The 23035-nt window shown below is 47.1% G+C and carries 23 protein-coding genes; 8 read left to right on the top strand and 15 right to left on the bottom strand.

Annotation, left to right across the window (positions count from 1 at the left end; translation table 11 throughout):
- From trpS to AC06L3_RS08270, 7 genes are all read right to left on the bottom strand, one after another.
- Positions 1 to 943: tryptophan--tRNA ligase (trpS, locus tag AC06L3_RS08300; protein ID WP_475670154.1), on the bottom strand; the 943-nt coding region annotated here is incomplete at its 3' end.
- A 3-nt stretch (positions 944 to 946) separates the two neighbouring features.
- Positions 947 to 2209, bottom strand: coding sequence for an NADH:ubiquinone reductase (Na(+)-transporting) subunit F (gene nqrF / locus AC06L3_RS08295; protein ID WP_475670153.1), 1263 nt, complete (start codon positions 2207 to 2209; stop codon positions 947 to 949).
- 11 nt (positions 2210 to 2220) lie between these two features.
- Entirely contained in the window at positions 2221 to 2835 is a 615-nt protein-coding gene (gene nqrE, locus AC06L3_RS08290) for an NADH:ubiquinone reductase (Na(+)-transporting) subunit E (RefSeq protein WP_475670152.1), read from the bottom strand.
- Between the two features lie 15 nt (positions 2836 to 2850).
- Positions 2851 to 3462, bottom strand: a complete 612-nt coding sequence (locus tag AC06L3_RS08285; RefSeq protein ID WP_475670151.1) for an NADH:ubiquinone reductase (Na(+)-transporting) subunit D — start codon at positions 3460 to 3462, stop codon at positions 2851 to 2853.
- Positions 3463 to 3471: 9 nt separating this feature from the next.
- Complete coding sequence (nqrC, locus tag AC06L3_RS08280) at positions 3472 to 4212, bottom strand: NADH:ubiquinone reductase (Na(+)-transporting) subunit C (protein WP_475670150.1); 741 nt, start codon at positions 4210 to 4212, stop codon at positions 3472 to 3474.
- A 10-nt stretch (positions 4213 to 4222) separates the two neighbouring features.
- Positions 4223 to 5413 (bottom strand): NADH:ubiquinone reductase (Na(+)-transporting) subunit B, encoded by a 1191-nt coding sequence (locus AC06L3_RS08275; protein WP_475670149.1) that lies wholly within the window; start codon positions 5411 to 5413, stop codon positions 4223 to 4225.
- Positions 5414 to 5424: 11 nt separating this feature from the next.
- On the bottom strand, positions 5425 to 6795 hold the full coding sequence (locus AC06L3_RS08270; RefSeq protein WP_475670148.1) for a Na(+)-translocating NADH-quinone reductase subunit A: 1371 nt from the start codon (positions 6793 to 6795) through the stop codon (positions 5425 to 5427).
- A 128-nt stretch (positions 6796 to 6923) separates the two neighbouring features.
- Between AC06L3_RS08270 and AC06L3_RS08265 the strand changes: the two genes are divergently transcribed.
- A complete protein-coding gene (locus AC06L3_RS08265; protein ID WP_475670147.1) occupies positions 6924 to 9338 on the top strand; it encodes an ATP-dependent helicase in 2415 nt (804 codons plus the stop codon).
- Here AC06L3_RS08265 and AC06L3_RS08260 read toward each other — a convergent pair whose 3' ends face one another.
- Entirely contained in the window at positions 9339 to 10883 is a 1545-nt protein-coding gene (locus AC06L3_RS08260) for a hypothetical protein (RefSeq protein WP_475670146.1), read from the bottom strand.
- A gap of 55 nt (positions 10884 to 10938) precedes the next feature.
- Positions 10939 to 12087 carry a hypothetical protein gene (locus tag AC06L3_RS08255; protein WP_475670145.1) on the bottom strand — a complete coding sequence of 383 codons (1149 nt, stop codon included), beginning with the start codon at positions 12085 to 12087 and terminating at the stop codon, positions 10939 to 10941.
- Between the two features lie 95 nt (positions 12088 to 12182).
- Between AC06L3_RS08255 and proS the strand changes: the two genes are divergently transcribed.
- The 4 genes from proS to tilS are packed head-to-tail and all read left to right on the top strand — an operon-like array spanning position 12183 to position 16839.
- Positions 12183 to 13661 carry a proline--tRNA ligase gene (gene proS, locus AC06L3_RS08250; protein WP_475670144.1) on the top strand — a complete coding sequence of 493 codons (1479 nt, stop codon included), beginning with the start codon at positions 12183 to 12185 and terminating at the stop codon, positions 13659 to 13661.
- A 21-nt stretch (positions 13662 to 13682) separates the two neighbouring features.
- Positions 13683 to 14396: a hypothetical protein gene (locus AC06L3_RS08245; protein ID WP_475670143.1), complete on the top strand. Its 714-nt coding sequence runs from the start codon at positions 13683 to 13685 to the stop codon at positions 14394 to 14396.
- Positions 14397 to 14422: 26 nt separating this feature from the next.
- Positions 14423 to 15460, top strand: coding sequence for a DUF3078 domain-containing protein (locus tag AC06L3_RS08240; RefSeq protein ID WP_475670142.1), 1038 nt, complete (start codon positions 14423 to 14425; stop codon positions 15458 to 15460).
- Positions 15460 to 16839: a tRNA lysidine(34) synthetase TilS gene (tilS, locus tag AC06L3_RS08235; protein ID WP_475670141.1), complete on the top strand. Its 1380-nt coding sequence runs from the start codon at positions 15460 to 15462 to the stop codon at positions 16837 to 16839. The genes AC06L3_RS08240 and tilS overlap by 1 nt, the downstream gene beginning before the upstream one ends.
- Before the next feature lie 4 nt (positions 16840 to 16843).
- Here tilS and AC06L3_RS08230 read toward each other — a convergent pair whose 3' ends face one another.
- The 6 genes from AC06L3_RS08230 to AC06L3_RS08205 form a co-directional block, all read right to left on the bottom strand.
- The gene (locus AC06L3_RS08230) at positions 16844 to 17488 is read right to left on the bottom strand and encodes a WbqC family protein (protein WP_475670140.1); all 645 of its coding nucleotides are present in this window, start codon (positions 17486 to 17488) and stop codon (positions 16844 to 16846) included.
- A gap of 2 nt (positions 17489 to 17490) precedes the next feature.
- A complete protein-coding gene (gene lpxA, locus AC06L3_RS08225) occupies positions 17491 to 18288 on the bottom strand; it encodes an acyl-ACP--UDP-N-acetylglucosamine O-acyltransferase (RefSeq protein ID WP_475670139.1) in 798 nt (265 codons plus the stop codon).
- Between the two features lie 10 nt (positions 18289 to 18298).
- A complete protein-coding gene (gene fabZ / locus AC06L3_RS08220; protein WP_475670138.1) occupies positions 18299 to 18784 on the bottom strand; it encodes a 3-hydroxyacyl-ACP dehydratase FabZ in 486 nt (161 codons plus the stop codon).
- 2 nt (positions 18785 to 18786) lie between these two features.
- A complete protein-coding gene (gene lpxC, locus AC06L3_RS08215) occupies positions 18787 to 19710 on the bottom strand; it encodes a UDP-3-O-acyl-N-acetylglucosamine deacetylase (protein ID WP_475670137.1) in 924 nt (307 codons plus the stop codon).
- 3 nt (positions 19711 to 19713) lie between these two features.
- On the bottom strand, positions 19714 to 20757 hold the full coding sequence (lpxD, locus tag AC06L3_RS08210; protein ID WP_475670136.1) for a UDP-3-O-(3-hydroxymyristoyl)glucosamine N-acyltransferase: 1044 nt from the start codon (positions 20755 to 20757) through the stop codon (positions 19714 to 19716).
- Between the two features lie 134 nt (positions 20758 to 20891).
- Entirely contained in the window at positions 20892 to 21485 is a 594-nt protein-coding gene (locus tag AC06L3_RS08205) for a TetR/AcrR family transcriptional regulator (RefSeq protein WP_475670135.1), read from the bottom strand.
- Positions 21486 to 21722: 237 nt separating this feature from the next.
- Between AC06L3_RS08205 and AC06L3_RS08200 the strand changes: the two genes are divergently transcribed.
- The 3 genes from AC06L3_RS08200 to AC06L3_RS08190 are packed head-to-tail and all read left to right on the top strand — an operon-like array spanning position 21723 to position 22919.
- Positions 21723 to 21968, top strand: a complete 246-nt coding sequence (locus AC06L3_RS08200; protein ID WP_475670134.1) for a hypothetical protein — start codon at positions 21723 to 21725, stop codon at positions 21966 to 21968.
- 31 nt (positions 21969 to 21999) lie between these two features.
- On the top strand, positions 22000 to 22521 hold the full coding sequence (locus tag AC06L3_RS08195) for a GNAT family N-acetyltransferase (RefSeq protein WP_475670133.1): 522 nt from the start codon (positions 22000 to 22002) through the stop codon (positions 22519 to 22521).
- Positions 22518 to 22919: a VOC family protein gene (locus AC06L3_RS08190; protein WP_475670132.1), complete on the top strand. Its 402-nt coding sequence runs from the start codon at positions 22518 to 22520 to the stop codon at positions 22917 to 22919. The genes AC06L3_RS08195 and AC06L3_RS08190 overlap by 4 nt, the downstream gene beginning before the upstream one ends.
- Positions 22920 to 23035 lie beyond the last annotated feature (116 nt).

Genomic DNA, 23035 nt, shown 5'->3' with positions numbered 1-23035 from the left:
CTCCCTTTATATCCTTTTCATACATTGCCCTGCGCTCACGTATAGGAGCAAGCATCTCTTCAAGGACTGCATAAAGGAACTTCTTGACCTTCACATCGCCGAGTCCGCCGGCTCTGTAATGAGCCTTGAGTGCATCGAGATTCGGATATTCAGGCCAGTATTTTGCAAAATGCTCATCCGTACAGAATGCATCAAGGTATGTGAACACGGCATTGCCCTCAACCTTTCCAGGATCGGAGACCTTGAGATGGTCAGGATCCGTGAACATGCTCATCACTTTCTTGCGCACATCCTCAGGTGTATCGCTCAGATAAATGCAGTTGCCAAGAGACTTGCTCATCTTTGCTTTGCCGTCTGTTCCCGGCAGACGCAGGCAGGCGCTGTTTGAAGGCAGAAGTATTGAAGGTTCAACCAATGTTTCGCCATATACGGAATTGAACTTTCGTACGATTTCCATAGTCTGCTCAAGCATTGGTTTCTGGTCCTCTCCTACCGGTACAACCGTTGCCTTGAATGCTGTAATGTCTGCGGCCTGGCTCACAGGATATGTGAGGAAGCCTGCAGGAATGCTGGTCTCAAAACCGCGCATCTGGATTTCGCTCTTTACGGTAGGATTCCTTTCCAGACGTGAAAGAGTCACCAGATTGAGGTAATAGAAAGACAGCTCGCAAAGCTGCGGCACCTGACTCTGAATGAATATTGTGCATTTTTCAGGATCAAGGCCGCATGAGAGATAGTCCAGCGCCACCTCTATTATGTTGTCCCTGACCTTCTGCGGATTGTCCCAGTTGTCGGTAAGTGCCTGGGCGTCCGCTATCATAATGAATATCCTGTCGAACTCGCCGCTGTTCTGCAGCTCAACCCTACGGCGCAATGAACCTACAAAGTGCCCCAGATGGAGGCGTCCTGTAGGTCTGTCGCCGGTTAGAATAATCTTCTCCATCAACTATGCTCCAAAATTATCGTAAAGAATGTTTTCAGGAGCAACGCCAAGGTTGTCAAGCAGGTCAACCACGGACTTGGTCATCATAGGAGGGCCGCACATGAAGTACAGGCTGTCCTCAGGTGACTCATGCTCTTTGAGATAGGTCTCGTACATAACATTGTGAACGAAGCCTGGGACATACTTAACTCCGGCTGCATCTGCCTCAGGATCAGGACGGTCCAGTGCAAGATGGAAGTGGAAATTAGGGAATTCATCCTCAAGCGCCTTGTAGTCCTCGAGATAGAAAGCTTCCTTGAGTGAACGTGCTCCATAGAAGAAGTTCACCTTCCTTGTGGTTCTCTCTGTCTTGAACAGGTGCATGATGTGGCTTCTCATAGGAGCCATACCTGCGCCACCGCCAACGAATACGAACTCCTGGTCTGCAGGGCAGTTGTCAGGAACGAAGAACTCGCCGTAAGGACCGCTGATGGTAACCTTGTCACCTGGTTTGAGTGAGTAAATGTATGAAGAACATATACCAGGATTTACATCCACGAACTTGCGGGTTGCCCTGTCGATAGGAGGTGTAGCAATTCTTACGTTAAGTTTGATGATATTGCCCTCTGCAGGATATGTAGCCATTGAGTAAGCCCTGATGGTCTTGGTAGGGTTGACCATCTTGAGGTCGAACACGCCCATCTTCTCCCAGTCCGCACGGTATTCAGGATCAACGTCAATGTTCTTGTAATCGATTGTACAAGCAGGAACATCAACCTGAATGTATCCGCCTGAACGGTAGTTGAGAGTCTCTCCATCCGGAATCTTGACACAGAACTCCTTGATGAATGTGGCAACATTCTTATTGGAGATAACCTCGCACTCCCATTCCTTTACGCTGAGAGCTGACTCTGGAATCACAATGTCAAGATCCTCCTTGACCTTGACCTGGCAGCCGAGTCTCCAGTTGTTCTGTATCTGTTTTCTGTTGAAGTGAACAACCTCTGTAGGAAGGATTGTACCACCACCGCTGAGAACGCGGCATTTGCACTGACCGCAGCTTCCTTTTCCGCCACACGCTGATGGCAGGAAAATCTTCTCATTGGCAAGAGTTGCCAGCAATGAGGAACCGGGAGCAACCTCAACCTGCTTCTTTCCGCCGTTGATGTTGATCTTTACTGTTCCTCCAGGGGTAAGTTTTGTTTTTGCAAACAAGAGCAGAGCCACAAGTACAAGAAGTACTATGAGGAAGACTGCTACTGAAACTATAATCAATTGTGTATCCATTGCGAATCCTCCTATAAGCTAATACCCATGAAGCTCATGAACGCTATACCCATGAGACCTACAACTATGAATGAAATACCCAGACCCTTGAGAGGTGCAGGCACGTTTGAATAAGCCATCTTCTCCCTGATAGCAGCAAGGGTTACAATTGCGAGCATCCAGCCGAAGCCGCTGCCAAGACCGTAAACCGTTGCCTCACCGAGTGAAGCGTAACCTCTCTCCTGCATGAAGAGCGATGCTCCGAGAACAGCGCAGTTCACAGCAATGAGAGGAAGGAATATACCGAGAGATGCATAGAGGGAAGGTGAATACTTCTCAACCACCATCTCAACAATCTGAACTATTGATGCAACAACTGCAATGAAAACTATCAGGCTGAGGAAGCTCAAATCAATGCCGGCATACTCCTGACCAAGCCATGCAAGTGCGCCCGGACTGAGAATGTAAGTATTGAGCAGATAGTTGATAGGCAGTGTTATACCAATCACGAATACAACGGCAATACCAAGTCCGGTAGCCGTTTTCACGTTTTTGGAAACAGCAAGGAAAGAACACATTCCCAGGAAGAATGAGAAGACCATGTTGTCCACAAAAACGGACTTTACAAATAAGTTTATCAAATCCATAATCTGAGTGTGTTATTATTTTTCCTGTAAATCCTTGTTCATGCTTCTGTGAATCCAAACGAAACAGCCAACGAGAATGAGGGCCATTGGAGGAAGGATGCAAAGACCGTTGTTCATATAACCTGCATTGTAGAAAGCATCAGGTATCACCTTGAAGCCGAAGATCGAGCCGCTGCCGAGCAGTTCGCGGAAGAATGCAAGGGCAATGAGTATCATACCGTAACCTGCGCCGTTTGCAATACCGTCAACGAATGATGGGAAAGGCTTGTTGCCAAGTGCGAAAGCCTCGATACGGCCCATGATGATACAGTTGGTGATAATCAGACCAACGAATACCGACAGCTGCTTGCTCACCTCATAAACGTATGCCTTGAGCACCTGCTCAACAAGGATTACGAACAAAGCGGCAACAACAAGCTGAACTATGATTCTGATTCGATTAGGAATGGTGTTTCTCAAACATGAAACCAGAAGGCTTGAGCAACCTGTAACCAATGTCACTGAAATAGCCATGACACAGGCTGCCTCAAGTTTGACTGTAACAGCCAAGGCTGAACAGATACCCAGGACCAGAACCGTAATAGGATTGGCCTTCCAAAGAGGTTGTAAATAAATATTCTTATCCATAGCCTTGAATTAGTTAAAATTTTTGATTGACTCAATGTAAGGCATGTAAGCCTTCAGCCAGGTCTCAATTGTTGAATCAAGCGCGCGGCTTGTCATTGTACCACCTGTGATGGCATCAACTCCGTGAATGTCATCAGGTGCTGCACCGCCTTTGATGACTCTTACTGAAGTGAACTCACCACCCTCGAAGATCTTCTTTCCGTTGAACTGTGCGCTGAACCAGTCGGTTGCTATCTCAGCGCCAAGGCCTGGAGTCTCGCCCTTGTGCGCAAAAAGTGTTCCGTGAACGGTATCCATATCGCTTTCGAGAGCAATCCAGCCCCAGATAGGTCCCCAGAGACCTGCACCGTAGCAGGAAAGAATATAAACCTTTGAACCATTGTCCAAGGTACATACGAAAACAGGGAGCTGCAAGTCTGCGATATTGCCTGCCTTCATAAGATCGTTCTGGGTCTTCAGATCAACGGAGAAGCCCTTTACACCTTCTATTACCTTACCCTCGGCATTTACTGCTATATCTTCGGTAACGTACTTTTCATACTGCTGTTCAACGAACGCACTCTTGTCTGAAGCGGTTTCCATGCCCTGTGTGAGAGCAACTGCTCCAAGAATCTTTGACTTGGTATCAACCTCAGCGTTCTGAGTCTGCTTGCCTTTCAAAGATGAAGAAACGAATGCAAGAACCGCAGCCACAACTATAACCATTACAGCTGTGTATATAATTGTATATGAATTTTTATTTGTATCCATAATGTAATCTTTATTTAACTACAGCTCTTTTTACTCTTCTTCTTATATTCCTTGAAACTACAAAGTGGTCGATGAGAGGAGCGAATGTATTCATGAGAAGTATTGAAAGCATCATTCCCTCCGGATAACCAGGATTCCACAGACGGATGACAACGGCCATTGCTCCAACGAGGAAGCCGTAAATCCATTTGCCGCATTCTGTCTGGGCGCTGGTTACAGGATCTGTTGCCATGAAAACAATACCGAATGCAAAACCGCCCATGATCAGATGGTAGTAAGCAGGATAAGCGGCCAATGTCCCTTCCTGAGCACCGATTCCGCCAAGTAATGCTACGCACAAAGCGCCCACAACACCTGAAACCATAATCTTCCAGCTTGCTATCCCGGTATAGATAAGGATGAGAGCTCCTATTGCAATTGCAATCACTGATGTCTCACCTATTGAACCGGCCATATTACCTATAACCATCTGCATTGCATCCAAAGGCTGCCCTGCAACTGTGTGGAGTGCATCAGGAGCAATGCCTGCGCCTGCCTGTGACAGTGCGGTTGCGCCGGAGAAACCATCAACGAGTTCACCGGCTGCTGCCTTGCCTACATCTTTGATCCAGATTACATCACCGGAAATTTTTGTAGGATATGAGAAGAACACGAATGCTCTTGCCAGGAGTGCAGGGTTCCAGATGTTCATACCTGTACCGCCGAAGATTTCCTTGCCAATGATAACTGCGAAAGCAACTGCCACTGCAAGAATCCAGAGAGGAACGTCAACCGGCATGATCATAGGGATTATCATTCCGGAAACAAGGTAACCCTCGTTTACTTCATGACCGCGTATCTGTGCAGAAGCGAACTCAATGCCCAGACCTACAACGTATGATACTATTATGAGAGGGAGAACTCTGAGGAAACCATACCAGAACTTGCCCCAGAAACTCATATCAAGACCGAAAGCGAGCGAATGCTGCTCACCTACGTTCCACATGCCAAAGAGCATTGCAGGAGCAAGAGCAACAATGACAACTGTCATCACTCTCTTGAGGTCCATGCAGTCCCTTACGTGAGCACCGCAACAGGTCTTGGTCTTTGGCACAAAAAGGAATGTGTCAAAGGCATCGAAGGTTGAGTGCAACCAAGCGTATTTGCCACCTTTCTCAAAGGAAGGTCTCAAATTGTTTACAAAATTTATAAGTTCTTTCATAAACTTCCTCCTTATGCCATTTCTTTAATCATGGTAGCAATACCATTGGAAACAATATTCTGAACGTCGATCTTTGAAGGGCAGACATACTCGCAGAGAGCGAGGTCCTCTTCAATGACCTCATATATGCCAAGCTGCTCCATCTTGTCAATGTCATTTGCAAGTATGGCCTTGAGCAGATATACAGGGTAGATGTCCATTGGAACAACCTTTTCATAGAGGCCTGTTACAACAAAGGCTCTCTTTCCTCCGTTGAGGTTGGCATCCATATTGTACTTCTTTCCAGGTGTGAGCCATGAGAAGTATGAACGCTGTACGCTGAACTTGCCCGGACGGAAAGGTTTACACCATCCGAACGCTTCATAATAATCACCCTCGAGAATTGCGGTGAACTGGAAATCGTAGTATCCGAGAGAGCCCTGGAAGCCAACATTCTTTCCTGTAAGTACGTTACCGCTTATGTATCTTGTGTCAACGTGCTGGCCGCATACCTGGCCTCCGTCATTCACGAACATTGAAGCCAGAGCCTCAACGCATACGCCGGGGAGAACCTTTACATAGCAAGGATTGCTTGCCTGCGGACCTGCAACGGCTATTGTTCTTGCAACGTCATATATGCCCTTGTTGAAAAGGCGTCCTATTGCAGCCAGGAGGTTAGGATTGATTGTCCATACCACCTCGCCCTTTCCAATAGGTGAAATGTGGTTGATCTGTACGCCCACATTACCTGCAGGGTGAGGTCCTTCAAAGGCATATACCTTTACACCGTTGAGCTTTGCAAGCACTGATGACTCGCCTGCCACTCCTATATAAACCTCGCCTTTGGTAAGTTTTCTGATAGCGTCAACACCTGTCTGTATGTCCTGAACATCACTTGCAAGAGTGAAGTTGTAGTCAGGAGCCAGCGGTGCTGAATCGAAAGCCGAAACGAAAATGGCCTTAGGTGTATCCGCCGGATTGGCAACGATACCGTAAGGTCTCTGGATAATAGCCGGCCATAGGCCGCTTGAGAGCAATGCCTTCACGATCTCTTCCCTTGAGAGTTTTGAAGGAGTTCCCTTTGCAAACTGCAAATACTCGGTTACAGCATCCTGCCTGATGCGGATTTCAAGAAGCTTTCTCTTCTCTCCGCGTACGATTGCCTCAACTGTACCGCTGCAAGGTGAAGTGAAACATACATCCTGATGGAACTTGTCAATGAACACAACGGATCCCGCCTGAACCTTGTCACCTTCCTTAACCATAAGTTTTGGAACAAGGCATCTGAAATCGGTAGGTTTCATCACAATTACACCAGGAGCAGGTTCCTGCCCCATCTTCAAAGCTGCCGCACCCGCCATTGGGATGTTCAGTCCTTTGTGTAATCTTACTTGATTCAACATTGATTTTAGTTTATAATTATTAGAAATTAATTCGAATTTCCATAAAAATCGTAATCTGCAAAGATAATCAATATCCTTCTAAAAGATAATTTTGAAATGTTCTTTTTGCTTTTTAGTTTTGCCACGTTATGGAAGAGAAAAAAGAGTTGATATTCGAGGGGTTGAACAGCGCGCAGGCAAGTGCGGTTGAGAATTTCGAGGGCCCTTGCCTGATCATTGCCGGAGCCGGCAGCGGAAAGACAAAAGTTCTTACTTGCAGGATAGCTAACATCATACAGCACGGCGTTCCGCCAGAGCAGATACTGGCGCTCACTTTCACCAACAAAGCCGCCCGGGAGATGCGCCAGAGGATAACTGCGGCCGTTGGCAGGAAACTTACATACAATCTTCTTGCCGGCACTTTCCACTCCATTTTCATCAAATTCCTCAGGGACGAGTCCGAACTCATAGGTTTTCCAAAGGACTTCACCATATATGACACTTCCGACAGCAAGGCTCTGATAAAGGCATGCATAAAGGAACTTCAGCTGGATGACAAGATATACAAACCGGCTGACGTGCTCAGCAGGATTTCCAAGGCGAAAAACAATCTTGTTACATATCAGGCGTATGCGAACAACACAAGCGCCATCCAGGCCGACAAGGCTTCCAAGAGACCTCTGCTCTATCAGGTTTACGAGTTGTACGCCCGGAAGTGCAGGCAGAACGGTGCAATGGACTTCGACGACATCCTGCTTTACACCAACATCCTGTTCCGTGACCACGAAGATGCACTCGAACGCATCGGTTCCAGATTCCGCTACATTCTTGTTGACGAGTATCAGGACACCAACTTTGCGCAGTACATAATAGTTAAGAAACTGGCCTCCTTCCACCACAACATAGCGGTTGTAGGCGATGATGCACAGAGCATATACTCATTCCGTGGCGCGCGGATAGAGAACATCATAAACTTCAGGAAGGACTACCCTGACTGCAGCGAGTACAGACTCGAGCAGAACTATCGCAGTACAAAGACAATAGTGAATGCGGCAAACTCCGTGATATCCCACAACCGCATGCAGCTGAAGAAGACCTGCTTTTCAAAAGGAGATGAAGGCGAGCTCATAGAGCTGCTGGGGGCTTACACGGAGAAGGAGGAGGGTATGATGGTGGCTTCATCCATCGCCAGTGCAATATACAGAAGCAGAGAGCCTTACAGCCACTTTGCCATCCTGTACCGCACCAATGCGCAGAGCCGCGTCATAGAGGAGGAACTGCGCCGCAGGAACATGCCTTACCGCATCTACGCCGGCCACTCCTTCTATGAAAGGCAGGAAATCAAGGACATGATTGCCTACATAAAGCTCATTGTGAACCCGCGTGACAACGAGTCATTCCGTAGAATAATAAATTTCCCTGCCAGGGCGATAGGTGATACAACCCAGGAGAAACTCATGGCTGCTGCAGGTGCGGCAGGAGTCTGCGCAATGGAATTCATCTTCCGCGATGCCAGGAACAAGGAGAAGCCCGGAGCCGCAATGATTGCAGCCGGCATAAAGGAAGCCACAGCGAGGAAGATAATGGATTTCGCCAGGAACATCGTTGAGCTGCGAAGCAGGCTTCTGACCGAAGATGCCTACGCCATGGCCGGTGAGATTGACAGCAGATTCGGCATAATTGCATCGCTCAAGGCTGAAAACACCATAGAATCCGAGTCCAGGGCCGAGAACATTGAGGAGCTTTTCAATTCCATACAGGATTTCGTTGACAACGGGCAGGAGGAGAATGACGAACTCGTGGCACAGGGATACGAACCTGTATTGGTAACACTTGATATGTACCTGCAGAACGTTTCGCTCATAAGCGATCTGGATGTGGATGATGAAAAGCAGCAGGACTGCATCTCCCTTATGACCGTACACTCTTCCAAAGGTCTTGAATTCGAGCACGTTTACATTATGGGAATGGAGGAGAACCTATTCCCGGGCCAGGCTGCGGTAAGCATGTTGGCATATGCGGACAATACTGAGCTGGAAGAGGAAAGGCGTCTGTTCTACGTTGCGCTCACACGCGCAAAGAAAGATGTGAAACTCTCATACGCCCATCAGCGTAAGAAATACGGAGAAACCGTTTCAAATTCTCCGAGCCGTTTCATAAAGGAGATAGATCCGGAATACGTTTCAAACCCTATACCGGATTACGAGCGCGAGCTGTCCACGGATTATGCCTCACGCTCCACATCCATCCATCGCAGTACATCAAGTGCTTCCACAAAGCCCTCCTTCACAGCCCGTGACATGTTCTCAACACCTCGCGGCAGCAAGCCTGTGCAAACGAATGTTCCGCAACAGAGAAGCGCACCGGGTGCTGCAAAGAACTTCCTGGCGGATTCGCCTGCAAAAATAAAGACAGGGCAGACCGTGGAACACCCGAGATTCGGCATAGGAAAAGTGCTTTCCCTTGAAGGAGACATAATGGGCAGGAAAGCCATAGTACAGTTCAGCGACGGCAGCACCAAGACCCTGGTGCTGGCCTACGCCAAACTTAGAATTGTTCAGTAATCAGAAACGGAATCCGATTGTAAGATAAACCTTGCTTCTTCCCCAGTCTGTGTGTCCTCCCGGTGCCTCCGCCATATCATACAGGGAGAAGACTTCCTCCTGCTTGGTAAGATATCTCTGGTACGTTGCGTCAATGAAGAAGCCGTTTGGAGAAGCCCAGCCAAGGCCAAGGGAACCGATTGAGAAATTATCCTCAACACCGGCATAATCCTTCTTCACAGCTGTGGAATAATTCTGATAACCGGCTCTCACGCTGATATTTCCAGGGAAAGTGACCTCGGCGCCTGCTCTGAAAACGCTTCTGGAGGTGCAGTAGTCATTGATAAGTGCGTTTTCATAATCAAAGAGCGATGTATTGTTGTTTCTATCCGAGAGTTTCATTGTAGAATAATCCTCCATCTGATAGTCAACGCTTATCACAGCCATCTTGGCAATGGTGAGGGCGGCACCCGCATTCCATTTGAAAGGAGAGCGGAGTCTGTAGTCAAAACTCTGTAGAGGTGATTTTCTATGATAGGCATCACCATCCGAGAAGCTGCTGCTCATACCCATTTCAGAATCTTCCGTGAGCCACATCCATGTTGGAGTCTGAATGGAAGCGCCGAATCTCAGTTCCGGGATCGGGGTGTAGATGATACCCACTTTAAGATTCACTCCACTGCCAGTGGTGCGTTGTGAAAAAGATTGGGTGAAAGAGCTCAATTCCGACTCACACGCAGCCTTGTCCGTTGGAACCTCCGTATAGTCATTGCTCTGTTTGTAGTATAAAGTCTGCAAGCCTATGTTGGCTCCAAGATAAACCATATTGTCAATGTTTATAGAGCAGTTCAGGTCAGCCTCATAATGATACCCTCTCTGATATGAATGGTAGTACTGGTCAACAGGGGAGGCCAGATAGATTTCCCTGCTCCTTTGGTCCAGATTCTCTGTTGCAGCAAAATAATCGAAGTCTGAATCAGGAAGCGGATCCATAAGGAATGTCTTGTAGGCAAGGACGCCGTTCCACGGAGCATCGGTATAGAATGCATTGTCTGATTCAAGAACGGACTTGTCTATTCCCTGGCACTGCATGGCCACCGCCTGCAGCCAGCTGCTTCCAACGGCATGGCCCCTGGCTGACTGAGCGCTGCTGAAGTCCTTCATTCTGTTGAATACAAGTCCGAATGAAATGCTTCTTATTCCTGAATGATCAAGGTTCACGCTTCCCAGATATCCCACATTGGCAATATTGAGATTGGTTCTGTCATCATTGGCCCTGCTGCTGGCATAAAGGGTGCTTGAATTGGCGAATGTGAGTGCAGGTGTTATTGACAACTCATTGTAATCGTTCACTGCGGAACCGGCAGGATTGAGCCATACCGAGCCCATATCACCGCCTAATGCCGTGAATGCGTTTCCCATTGCAACGCTTCTTGCTGTACCGTCGGGATTCTGTGCGCTGAACCTGTATGCATCCCACAAACCCTGGGCTTTTGCACCTGGGACAGCGGATACTGCAAAAGCTGCAAATGCTATTAAAGTCCTTTTTAAAATATTTCTCTTCATGGTTCAAGTTTTTCAGTTGGTAATTGAACAAAAGTTTGAAGACGCTCTTGGGATTCTATCTGCGTCTTCCACCGCCGCCACCGCCTGATGAGCGGGGTGCCGAGTAAGCGCCGCCACCGGAATGTGAAGGTGATGAGAAACCTCCGCCACCTGTTCTTCTGTATTGTGATCCACCGCTGTTTCCGCTGTTATTGTAGGTGTTGCTGTTGTTGTAAATTGTGCTGCTGCGCTGACGGCTGCCGTTATTTGAATTGTAGTTGCTGCTTGAGCTTGAACTTGTGCTGGTGCTTGAATTCGAGTTAGAGCGTCCTTTTGTATAACTGCTGCCTGATGTGTTGCCGCTTGATCTTCCAACACTTCCGGTCCTTCTGTAACTTGTAGTACCGCCGGTATTGCCGTGAGTATAGTCGTACAGACGCTCCTTGTCCATATTATGGTCATTTCTTATGTTTGCGGAATAAGACCTGGTATTCGAATTGGAATACGCATTGCGTGAATATGAACTGTTTGTACGCCTTGCCGTACCCGAATTCCCCCTGATATAGGTGGAACCGGCTGTTGCACGCCCGTATCTGGAGCCGCCTGAAATGCCGCCACCTCCCCAGGATGATGAAGTTCTTGATACATGTCTGGCTTCACGCACATGCACAGGAACTATTATTGCAGGTCTCCAAGGGTTGTAAGGGTAGTATGGATGATACCAAGATCCCGGCCACCAAGGGTCATGCCAGTATGGACCTATATGAATGCTTATGTATGGTCTTGGCCACCAAGGATCCCAATACGGGTCCCAGAACGGATCCCAGAACGGATCCCACCACCTGTAACTGTATGAATACCACCAGGGATTGTAATTGAGGTAGTTGTTCACCACGGTCACATTCACTGGCTTTTCATACTTTTCCTTGTCGAACTGTCTGAGTTTCATTTCATAGCTGTCCGGCGCCGGAACGTATGTGGAATCATTGAGATATTCAGCCAGAGAATCCGGAAGTTGATGCAATTCATTCCGTTCCTGTACGGACGAGCTGCCCGCGCCTGTTCCGGCACTTGCACTCGAAGCTTTCTGAGCCATTCTTTCAGAACGCCCGTAAATTCCATTCACATAAGAAGTTGATGAAGCATTGTACGTAGCGCAACCATAGAAAATTATCGTAGCCAGAGCGCACAAAGACATTTTGTAAAATGTTGTGAACTTTTTCATGATTTTAACCTCCTGTGCTTGATTTATTTTGTACTTTTGCAATTCAAATTGATTTGTACAAACCTAAACAAAAATTATACCAAAAACAATCGTATATGGCAAAAGAGGTAACGAACAGGGAAGATAACTACTCCCAATGGTACAATAATCTGGTTGTTAAGGCGGATCTGGCAGAGCAGTCCGCAGTAAGAGGATGTATGGTAATCAAGCCTTACGGCTATGCAATATGGGAGAAGATGCATGACCAGTTGGACAGGATGTTCAAGGAAACAGGTCACGTGAACGCATATTTTCCATTGTTCATTCCAAAATCCTTCCTGAGCAAGGAAGCCGAGCACGTTGAAGGCTTCGCAAAGGAATGTGCTGTTGTAACACACCACAGGCTCATGACCAATCCGAACGGTCCAGGCGTTGTGGTTGACCCTTCAGCCCGTCTTGAGGAGGAACTGGTTGTCAGACCAACATCGGAAACCATCATCTGGAATACATACAAGAACTGGATAACTTCATACAGGGATCTCCCTATCCTTTGCAATCAGTGGGCCAACGTAGTACGCTGGGAAATGAGGACAAGGCTTTTCCTGCGTACGGCCGAATTCCTCTGGCAGGAAGGCCATACGGCACATGCAACCAGAGAGGAAGCAATGGAGGAAGCCAGCAGAATGATAAACGTTTACGCCAAATTTGCAAGGGAATACATGAGTCTTCCTGTTGTTGTTGGAACCAAGAGTGAGACCGAACGTTTCGCAGGAGCTCTTGACACTCTCTGCATTGAGGCTATGATGCAGGATGGCAAGGCTCTCCAGGCAGGCACCTCGCATTTCCTCGGACAGAACTTTGCAAAGGCCTTTGACGTGAAATTCTCAAGCAAGGAAGGAACCCTTGATTATGTCTGGGCTACTTCATGGGGCGTTTCAACACGTCTTATGGGCGCTCTTATTATGGCTCACTCCGACAATAACGGCCTGGTGCTGCCACCGAAACTCGCTCCTATACATGTTGTAATGGTTCCAATCTTCAAGACCGCCGAAGAGAATGTGGCTATCATAGAGAAAATGGAAGCCCTCAAGAAGGAACTCGAGGCCAGAGGACTCACAGTGAAGATAGATAACAGAGATACCGTAAGAAGCGGTTTCAAGTTTGCAGAATGGGAGCTCAAGGGTGTTCCTGTAAGAATTGCCATAGGTCCAAGGGACATGCAGAATGGCACAGTTGAGATAGCAAGAAGAGATACGCTCACAAAGGAATCGATGAGCATCGATGCCTGTGTGGAGCACATTGTTGCCCTCATGGACGAAATCCAGAAGAACATATACGCAAAGGCGCTTGACTACCGTGCAAGCAAGACCGTTAAGGTTGATACTTGGGATGAGTTCAAGCAGAAGATAGAGGAAGGCGGTTTCCTTCTCTGTCACTGGGATGGTACGGCGGAAACCGAGGAAAAAATCAAGGAGGAGACAAAGGCAACCATCCGTTGTATTCCTATGGATTCATTCGTATGCGAAGAGGAAGGCAAGTGCGTTTACAGCGGCAAGCCTTCAAAGCGCAGAGTCATTTTTGCAAGAGCTTATTAATTCTAAACTTATATAACCTATATGGACGCAGACCCGTGTAACCAGAACCGGATTCTTTCAACACTTACAACCAAAGCCAGTACCAAGGCGATAGTATTTGACAAAACACTTGAAGCCTTCAATCTGCTCAAGGAGATTCTGGGAGAAATGAGCAATGATTTGAACGAACTCATAGAGGACCAGCAACTTGAAGTTGCAGAGCGCAGACTCAGGCTCGAATACAGAGACCGTGGAAAATTCGAGGCCGAACTCAAATTTGCGGATGATGTCCTTGTATTCAGCATGCACAGCGATGTGTTTCAGTTCGACAGGGACAGCACAGTATGGAAATATCCATACGCCAAGGACAACAAACTAAACTCATACTGCGGTATTGTGAACGTTTACAACTTCCTGTCAGACTCAATGAAGTACAGCAGGAACGAAGACCTTGGATATCTGGTTGCCAGACTGTTCGTAAACAGGGAGAACAAGTTCTTCGTTGAAGGCAAGAGGCAGAAAAGGAAGAGAGTGTCCGAGTTCGGAAAATACGAGCTCACCCGCGAGGAACTGGTTTCTTTTGTAGAGGCTGCCGTGGAGTATACACTGTCATTCGACTTGCTGGTACCTCCGTTCGATATTGTCAAGGTTGCATCCGTGGATCAGATAAATGCAAAGATTGAAAGTTCCAAGATGATGACCGGCAAACGTATGGGTTACAAATACAATTCGGATGACGTTCTTGACAACGAATGACAGATTAAAAAAAAAATGCTGAAAAGATGAAAAACCTGATCAAAATTCTGTTGACCGTAATGATTTTGGCATCCTGTGCCAGTTCTGCCAGCGCACAGTTCTGGTCCAGAAAGAAGAACAAGCCCGCAGAGGACAGTGTTTTTGTTTCCGGCCTGAATGATGAGCAGGAACTTATCAGGTCTCTTGTTGCACGTTACGCAATTCCTACAATCCAGTACGAACCGGTTATACCGCCAAAGTTCTGGAAATGTGGAATAATGAACCAGTTGGGATTTTCGCAGGTTGCTCTTTCCAACTGGGCCGCCGGTGGATCCAACTCACTGGCATTCAATGCATACGTCAACGCAACTGCAAATTACAACAAGGGAAATGTAAGCTGGGAGAACAGGCTGCAGACTGCTTACGGATTCATTGAATCCGCAAAGGACGGTCACAGGAAAAGTGATGACCGGCTCATAATAGACAGCAAGTTCGGATACAGGGCCATAAAGGACGTGTATATGTCAGCCTCATTCAACTTCAGTTCCCAGTTCACTCCGGGATATGACTACCCTTCCGGTGAAAATGCAAGACTTGTATCAAGATTCATGGCGCCGGCTTACTTCAAGCTCGGTTTAGGTATGGAGTACAAGAAAGGCACATGGCTTTCCTTGAACTTCTCACCTCTCACTGCCGGAGCAACCGTTGTCACCGATAAGGACTTGAGAAAGAAATACGGTAACGAAATCGATGAAGAGATAAGATACCAGCTCGGTGCTCAGTTTGACATGAGAAACAGCTTTGTAATAGCAAAGGGCTTCAAGATAAGCTCCGCCCTTACCCTGTTCTCGGACTACAGGTACAAGCCAAAGAATTTTCAGGTCAAATGGGATTTCCTGACCGAGCTGCAGTTCAATAAATATTTCTCTACTATTCTGAATATAAATCTGTTATATGATGACAACGTAAAGAATATAGAGAAGGATGAAATCACCGGCCTTGATGTGATCCGAGGACCGAAACTCCAGCTGATGGAGGTGCTCAGCGTTGCATTCACATATACGTTCGGAGCATATTCAAGGTAATGCTTTATAAGTTCAGGAAGAATATAGAACGAATTCTGGCTTTGCAAAGCCTTTCCGGCCCCGAAGCCGGAATTCTTGTCTGTGTAAGCGGAGGGCCGGATTCAATGGCCATGCTTGACCTTATGCGTCAGTGCACATCCTTGAAAATTGCTGCGGCCCACGTGAACTTCCATCTTCGTCCTGTAGAATGTGACAAAGACCAGAAACTCGTTGAAGAATACTGCAAGCTCCACAATATTGAACTGCATGTCAAGCATTTCAACACATTGAAATATGCCAGAAACAAAGGCATATCCGTTGAAATGGCAGCCCGCGAACTTCGCTACTCCTGGTTTGAGGAACTCAGGCAGTCTCTTGGCTTTACATTCATTGCAGTTGCACACAATGCAAACGACAATGCTGAAACTCTTCTCCTCAATCTCACAAGGGGCACAGGACTGCGCGGAATATGCGGAATGAAATGGAACGGCGGCACTTGCTCAGGAATTATCAGGCCATTGCTCGGTACTGAAAGAAAATCCATCACAGATTACCTCAACAATCACGGCATCAAGTATACAGTGGACAGCACCAACGCTTCCAACGATTACAAGAGAAACAAACTGCGCAATTCCGTCTTCCCTCTTCTGAAGGAAATGAACAGTTCCATCATTGCCACAATGAACTCCAACGCAGCCAATTTCAATGCAGCAATGGAAGTTCTAGACGGCCTGCGCCCCCGGATCCTTGAAAGGATAAGCATCAATTCACTTGAAGAATATATAAGCAGAGCTTACCATACCAACGCAACTGCCCGCCCGGAGTGCAACACCCGCACCCATAGGATTGCCGGTTTCACATATCTGGCATTGAAGGACATCTTTGCAGGAGCCATGGATATAAAGGAACTCACCCAGGAAAGGGGCTGGAAGTTCTGGCTTCACGAGTGGATCTCCAGTTTCGGAGCGAATTCCTCCCAATCCTCTGAACTTGCCGCAATGATTGAATCGGAACAGGCCAGAAGCGCTCCCGGACGAATGGAATTTCCGGAGCATATTGCCATAGTTGAGAGAGGTTTCATAAAAGTTTTCAAAGCCGGCGCCCCCTCACTCACCACACAGGTGAGCATAGAGGACAAAGGAACGCACTACAGAGCCACATTCCGGGGAAGTCTCCCTTTGGAGTTCAGGAAAGGCATATCGCCATACATAATAAGAACTCCCCACCCGGGCGATAGTTTCACGGCATTCGGCCGCAACAGCGGCAGGAAAAGCATCTCCAACTATTTCACCAATCTCAAGATTGAAACCGTTCTTAAACCCATCATGCCGCTGATATGTATTGATGACGGGATTGCTGCCGTTGCAGGCATAGAGATTTCCAACAAGTTCAAGATTTGATTGACTATCGCAGGTAGGAAATGGAATTAGGACCTTCATGGCACAGCAGGTCCAGTATGGACAAGTTCGGGATGAAGCCGTGCCTGGCGCTGAATACCTGCCAGTACTCTCTGTTCAGCCCCCATTCCTCAAGAAGACTCGGTCCCTTGTATTTAGGATTGATTCTGGTGCGCAGGTCAAGCATGCCCTCAGGCACTTTTTCAATATATTCCTCAGTAAAATAAATTTTCTTCTCCACTCCTGTCAGTTTGAGGCAGAGTTCAAGGATGCTTGTGTTCAGTTCAAGCAGAGAAGCAGGTCCGGTGTTCAGAATATCAAAGAAATAGTCCTTGTAGTAATCAAAGAAAGGTGTGAGACCGTAGGCCGAAGTGATTGCAATCCTGTGCTGATGCAGCCAAGCCTTTGAATAGTCCGGTCCTATAAATTTGATTGGCAGATGATGTGTCTTTCCCTCATCTGCACCCATACCCCTCCTTACAGGAAGATTCAAGGCAAGCAACCCGCCCTCAGCATAAATGTGAGTACGGGTTCTGTATGTCTGTTTCTGAAAATTCTCCTGGCTCTCAACATATACGCAATCCGCTTTAAGAATTGCAGCAAAATACTCCAGAGGAGGAAAATAAGCGGTTGAGAGCAGAACGCTGTTCACAGCTATTTGTCTTTCTTGCGAGGACGTATGATTCCTCTGTTGCTGGCCTTGATGAAATCAAGTATTATACGCTTCTCATTGCTCTGAGGGAACTCCTCCTCAAGCTTCCTGCAAGCCTGGGTGGTATTGAGATTGCTGTTGTATATCACATCGTAAATGGCCTTGATATTGTCTATCTGCTCAGAGGTAAAGCCTCTTCTGCGCAGACCTACAATGTTGATGCCTTCAAAAAGAATAGGATGCGCACCTGCTGCCATAACAAATGGAGGAACATCCTGGCCAATCAGGGATCCGCCGCCAATCATTGCGTGCATTCCAACCTTAGTGAACTGATGAGCCATTGAGTTTCCTCCAAGAATAGCCCAGTCATCAATGTCGGTTTCACCGGCAAGTCCGCAGAAACTTACTATTATACAGTTTTTTCCAATCTTGCAGTCATGAGCAACGTGGGCGTAAGCCATGATGAGGGTGTTGTCATCAACGGTGGTGATGCCCTTTCCGCTGGCTTCAGTGCCGCGGTGAACCGTTGCACACTCGCGGATTGTCACATTGTTACCTATCTTCACGTAGGAAACCTCGCCCTTGAACTTCAAATCCTGAGGTACTCCTCCTACAACTGCGCCCGGGAAAACCTTGCAATTGTTGCCCATGGTAACATAATCATATATGGTAGCATGAGGCCCTATAACGCAATTGTCACCTATTTCAACATTCTCCGCAATGTATGAGAACGGCTCGATTTTTACATTTTTTCCTATTCTGGCATTAGGATGTACGAATGAATTGATATATTCTGCCATATCTTTAATATTATTCTGATTTTCTTGCTATTTGAACTGTCAGGTCACCGCTGCATACCAGGGTGTCGCCAACAAAAGCCTCGCCGTGCATGGTAACCATTTTATGTCTTGGCTCCTCGGGAACTGTAAGACGGCACACGAGCACATCTCCGGGAACAACCTTGCCCCTGAATTTCACCTTGTCAACCTTTGTGAAGTAGCTGGTAAACAACTGAGGATCTTCAACGTACTTTCTGGCAATGAGAACTCCGCCTATCTGCCCCATTGTCTCTATGATAAGCACTCCCGGCATCACAGGTTCACCAGGGAAATGTCCCTTGAAGTAATATTCCTTCTCAGAAACCATTTTCTCTCCTATAATGTAATTGTCCCCGATTTCCGAAATTCTGTCTGCAAAAAGGAAAGGCGGACGCTGCGGCAGCATTTCCTTTATGGCTTCACCGCTGAAAATCGGTTCATCAGCAGGATTGAAATATGGGATGTCCAGTTCTTTCATAATCATTTCATCAATGAATGTCTGTATGCCTCCCTTATCATTCTGGCAACCTGGGTGTTGATGCTGTGTCCGCTCTTGTATCCTATGATCTTTGCGCGTACCGGAACCCCTACCAGTGAGAAATCGCCCATGATGTCAAGAAGTTTGTGTCTTGCGCACTCGTTGGTGAATCTCAGTTCCAGATGATTGAGATAACCTTCAGGCGCTCTTTCCAGGCTCTTCACATTGAATATGTTGGCCAGCCTGTCCAGTTCCTCCTGAGGCACCGGATGCTCCACAATCACTATTGCATTGTCAAGGTCACCGCCCTTTATGAGGTTGAGTTTGAAAAGCGGCTCTATTTCATGGAAGAAGACAAAAGTTCTGCAAGGCGCAATGTCCGTTACGAAATTTGTGTTTCTGTTATATCTTGCGTACTGGTTTCCAAGCACTTTTGAATTGAAATCCAGCATAAGGTCAATCGAGAAATCATCGTCCGGAAGCAAGGTGACCTCAGACCCTGATTCGTTGGTATAAGTGATTTTCTTCTTGAGAACGAATATCTTCCTGGGGGCAGGCTGTTCCTTGATACCGGCGGCTACGAACTGTTCCATATAAGGCTTTGCACTGCCATCGAGAATAGGAACTTCCTGGGTGTCAATGTCAATGAGGGCATTGTCTATCTGAAGGCCGCTGAGCGCCGCCATCAGATGCTCGAGTGTGGAGATCTTGACTTCACCTTTCTCAAGTGTTGTACCCCTTGCTGTTGTGGTTACATAATCCACAGTGGCATCGATTATTGCATCATCTCCAAGATCAACCCTTCTGAACTTGATACCATGGTCCACCGGAGCCGGATTGACTGTCATTGTAACTTTCCTGCCCGTGTGAAGGCCCTTTCCGCAGAAAGTGCAGGCCGCTTTCAATGTATGCTGTTTCGTGTACATTTCCTATTTATGTATTTCTTTTTCAAGGGCATCAAGCCTTGCTGTAAGTTCACTGTAGAATTCCGGCATGTTCTTGAACAGAGCGTATGCCTTCATATAAACCTTGTGGTCTATTGCAGGGGATCCGAGCAGGATCTGACCAGGTTTCCTCACGTTGTTGGTAAGGCCTGTCTGAGCCGCCATCGTGGTGTTGTCGGCAACTGTAATATGACCTGCGAGGCCGGTCTGACCGCCGAACATGCAATGTTTGCCAACCTTTGTTGAGCCTGCAACTCCGCACATTGCAGCCATCACGGTGTCCTCCCCTATTTCAACATTATGCGCAATCTGAACAAGATTGTCAACCTTTGCGCCCCTGCGGACTATAGTGGAGCCCATGGTTGCCCTGTCAACCGTTGTATTCGCTCCTATTTCAACATCATCCTCTATTATCACGTTCCCGGTCTGAGGAATCTTCTTGTAATGACCTTCATCTGTTGGAGCGAATCCGAAACCATCGGCACCTATCACGCAGTTCGCATGCAATATGCAGTTGTTTCCTATCTTGCAACCGTCATATATCTTCACACCCTGATAGAGAATCACATTCTCTCCTATCTCCACGTTGGCGCCTATGTAAACCTGCGGATATATCTGGCTTCCGGCTCCGACCCTGGAGCGTTTTCCTATGCACGCGAATTCCCCTACGTAAACGCCCTTGCCAATCTTTGCGCTGAAAGCTATAGAGCTCCTCCAGCTTCTGCCGCTCCTCTTTGCCGCCTTGAGCGAGTTGAGAAGATCAAGCAGGGAAGCAACCGCACTGTATGCATCATCCACCAGAATGAGGGTTGGCTCATACTTGTAATCAGGTTTGTAGAAACTTCTGTTAAGAATTATTACGCTTGCCTTGCAAGAATACAGATACTGCTCGTACTTGGGATTGGCAAGAAAGCAGATATTGCCTTTCTTTCCGTATTCTATCTTGTTGACGGACGACACTTTGGTCATAGGGTCACCCACTATCTCACCATTGAACTGGGCGGCTATCCTCTCCGCTGTTACTTCCATAAAACTTCCGGTTTGTTATCAACTCAAGTTTCGCAAGTATTCAATCTGCTGATTCCAGGAAATTCATGCGATGCCTGCGAAACTTTTTCCACCGCACTTTCCCGATGTTTTCCATAATTTACAAAGATAACAAATTATGGCAAATACACAAACACCTTTGGTTTCACATCCTCAACCTCCTTGCCGGATCTGATTACGGACATTATGCCGGAAAAATGGTAACTGAGCGTTCTGCTTACCTCCTCGTCCGGAAAGTCCTCTGGATGCCTGACACACAGTGCCGCAATACCACAGGCAACAGGCCACATCTGCCGTAATAGAATACCGGCTTGTTCCGATGTCAGACCATAGCCCTGCCTGACCGAACCCAGACACTCCCTTGCAATACTTTCTGCAATCTCAGGTCGGGCATCCTTACCAAGAAAGAGCATCTGGAAAACATTCGGTTCCTCCTTTGCAAAGGCTACGAGCCTCAAGCCGAATTCCTTGAAAGCAGGGAAATAATCCGTGACACCTTTCATCCTGTTGGTAAAGATCCTTTCCGCTGCCGAGCGTACGGCATCCACAACCTCATTCATATCCTTGAACATCGTGAACATAGGGCTGGACGATGTGCCGAGCTCCTTTCCCAGAGCTCTGGCACTGATTCCCTCGAATCCGTTAACCCTCACTATCCGGAGGCCGGCGTCAACTATGTCTTCCTTTGAGAATCTTGGTTGTCTTGGCATAAATCGAACAAGTGTTATATAACGCAGTACAAAGATATAATCAAATCCCTGAAAAATAAAATAACAAGTGTAAGATAACAAGTGTTACATTATAAAAATTATTATATCTTTGCAGGCATTATTCGCAAAAACAGTATGAATTGGACAATAATCATAATTGAGACAGCGCATTGGTGCTGATACACGCCTGATGACATCGCTGTTGAACAACTGTATTTTTGCCGTTACTGATACTTTATGAAACTGATAGACAAATACTTGCTTTCTGATTACAGCGACTGCATTTCCAAAAGGATAAAGCCGGGGGAACCGCTAACGCCTGACTGCATCCTTGAGGCGATGTTCTGCAATTTTCCCAAGCCCATAGAGTGGCTCTTCAAATTGCGGAATGCTTTGGTAAAGCCCTTTGGGTTTCAGGAAGGTGGTGGATTCCGGAAAGGGCTGGCAGGAGGCTTCTGTTACTACCGTAGTGAAATTCAATAATTTCCTTGGCAAAATATATTTCATTTATATTATGGAAACGAAAAGATTGAATCTCAGGCCCTGGCGCGAATCGGACGCGGAGGTGCTGTTCAAATATGCCTCTGACCCGGATATGGGACCGCGGGCAGGATGGCCACCGCACAAGTCGGTGGAGGAAAGCCTTGATATTATACGGACCGTTTTCAGCGGTGAAGGTATGTGGGCTATTGAGTTGAAGGAGACATCGGAGCTTATAGGCAGCATCGGATATCTAATCTCCGGGGAGAGCAATTTAAGCATAGGGGTTACTGATGCGGAAATAGGCTACTGGATTGCCAGGCCTTATTGGAATCAAGGTCTTTGCACCGAAGCACTTGAGGCTGTCATCAACTATTGTTTCAACGTAAAAGGCTTTTCCGTCCTCTGGAGTGACTATTTCCCTGATAATCCAGCCTCCGGCAGGGTTATGGAGAAATGCGGGTTCGTTGATACAGGCAAGGAAACGCTATGCCCCGATCTTGAAATCGGTGGCGACAAACCTGTAAGAGTAATGAGACTTGATTATGCGATATGAATAAACGATTTACATTCAACACAATCGCTCTTTTCACCAGAGCCAACAAACCAATCGTAGATTTCTATACAAAAGTGTTCGGATTCACTACCGATTGGGATGGAGTCCAGCCGAATGTAGAGATGAGGCTTGACAATATGCGCATCCTTCTTTTTCCGCGCATAGAATTTGAAAAGATGGTGTCAAGATCTTTCACCTATTCTGAAGACATCAACGGAACGATGGAAATTTCATTGGATGTGCCTGCTTTTGCTGATGTTGACAGGGAATTCAAACTCGCTGTCGAAGTGGGTGCCAAGCCTGTTCTTGAGCCGACGACCGAACCCTGGGGCCAGCGTACCTGCTATATTGCGGACCCGGACGGAAATCTCATCGAAATTTCTTCATTTAACTCTTGACTCGTACCCTACGGCAGTATATATCTTTGCAGGCGTTAACAATCAGTGCACAGATGTTATGAACAACAATCGTTTGAAAATCGGGGAGTTCTCACGCCTTGGCAGAGTCACGGTAC

This window comes from Candidatus Egerieousia sp., from assembly GCF_056211015.1.
The sequence above is the reverse complement of the archived record's forward strand: the minus strand, read 5'-3'. Positions and strand labels throughout refer to the sequence as shown.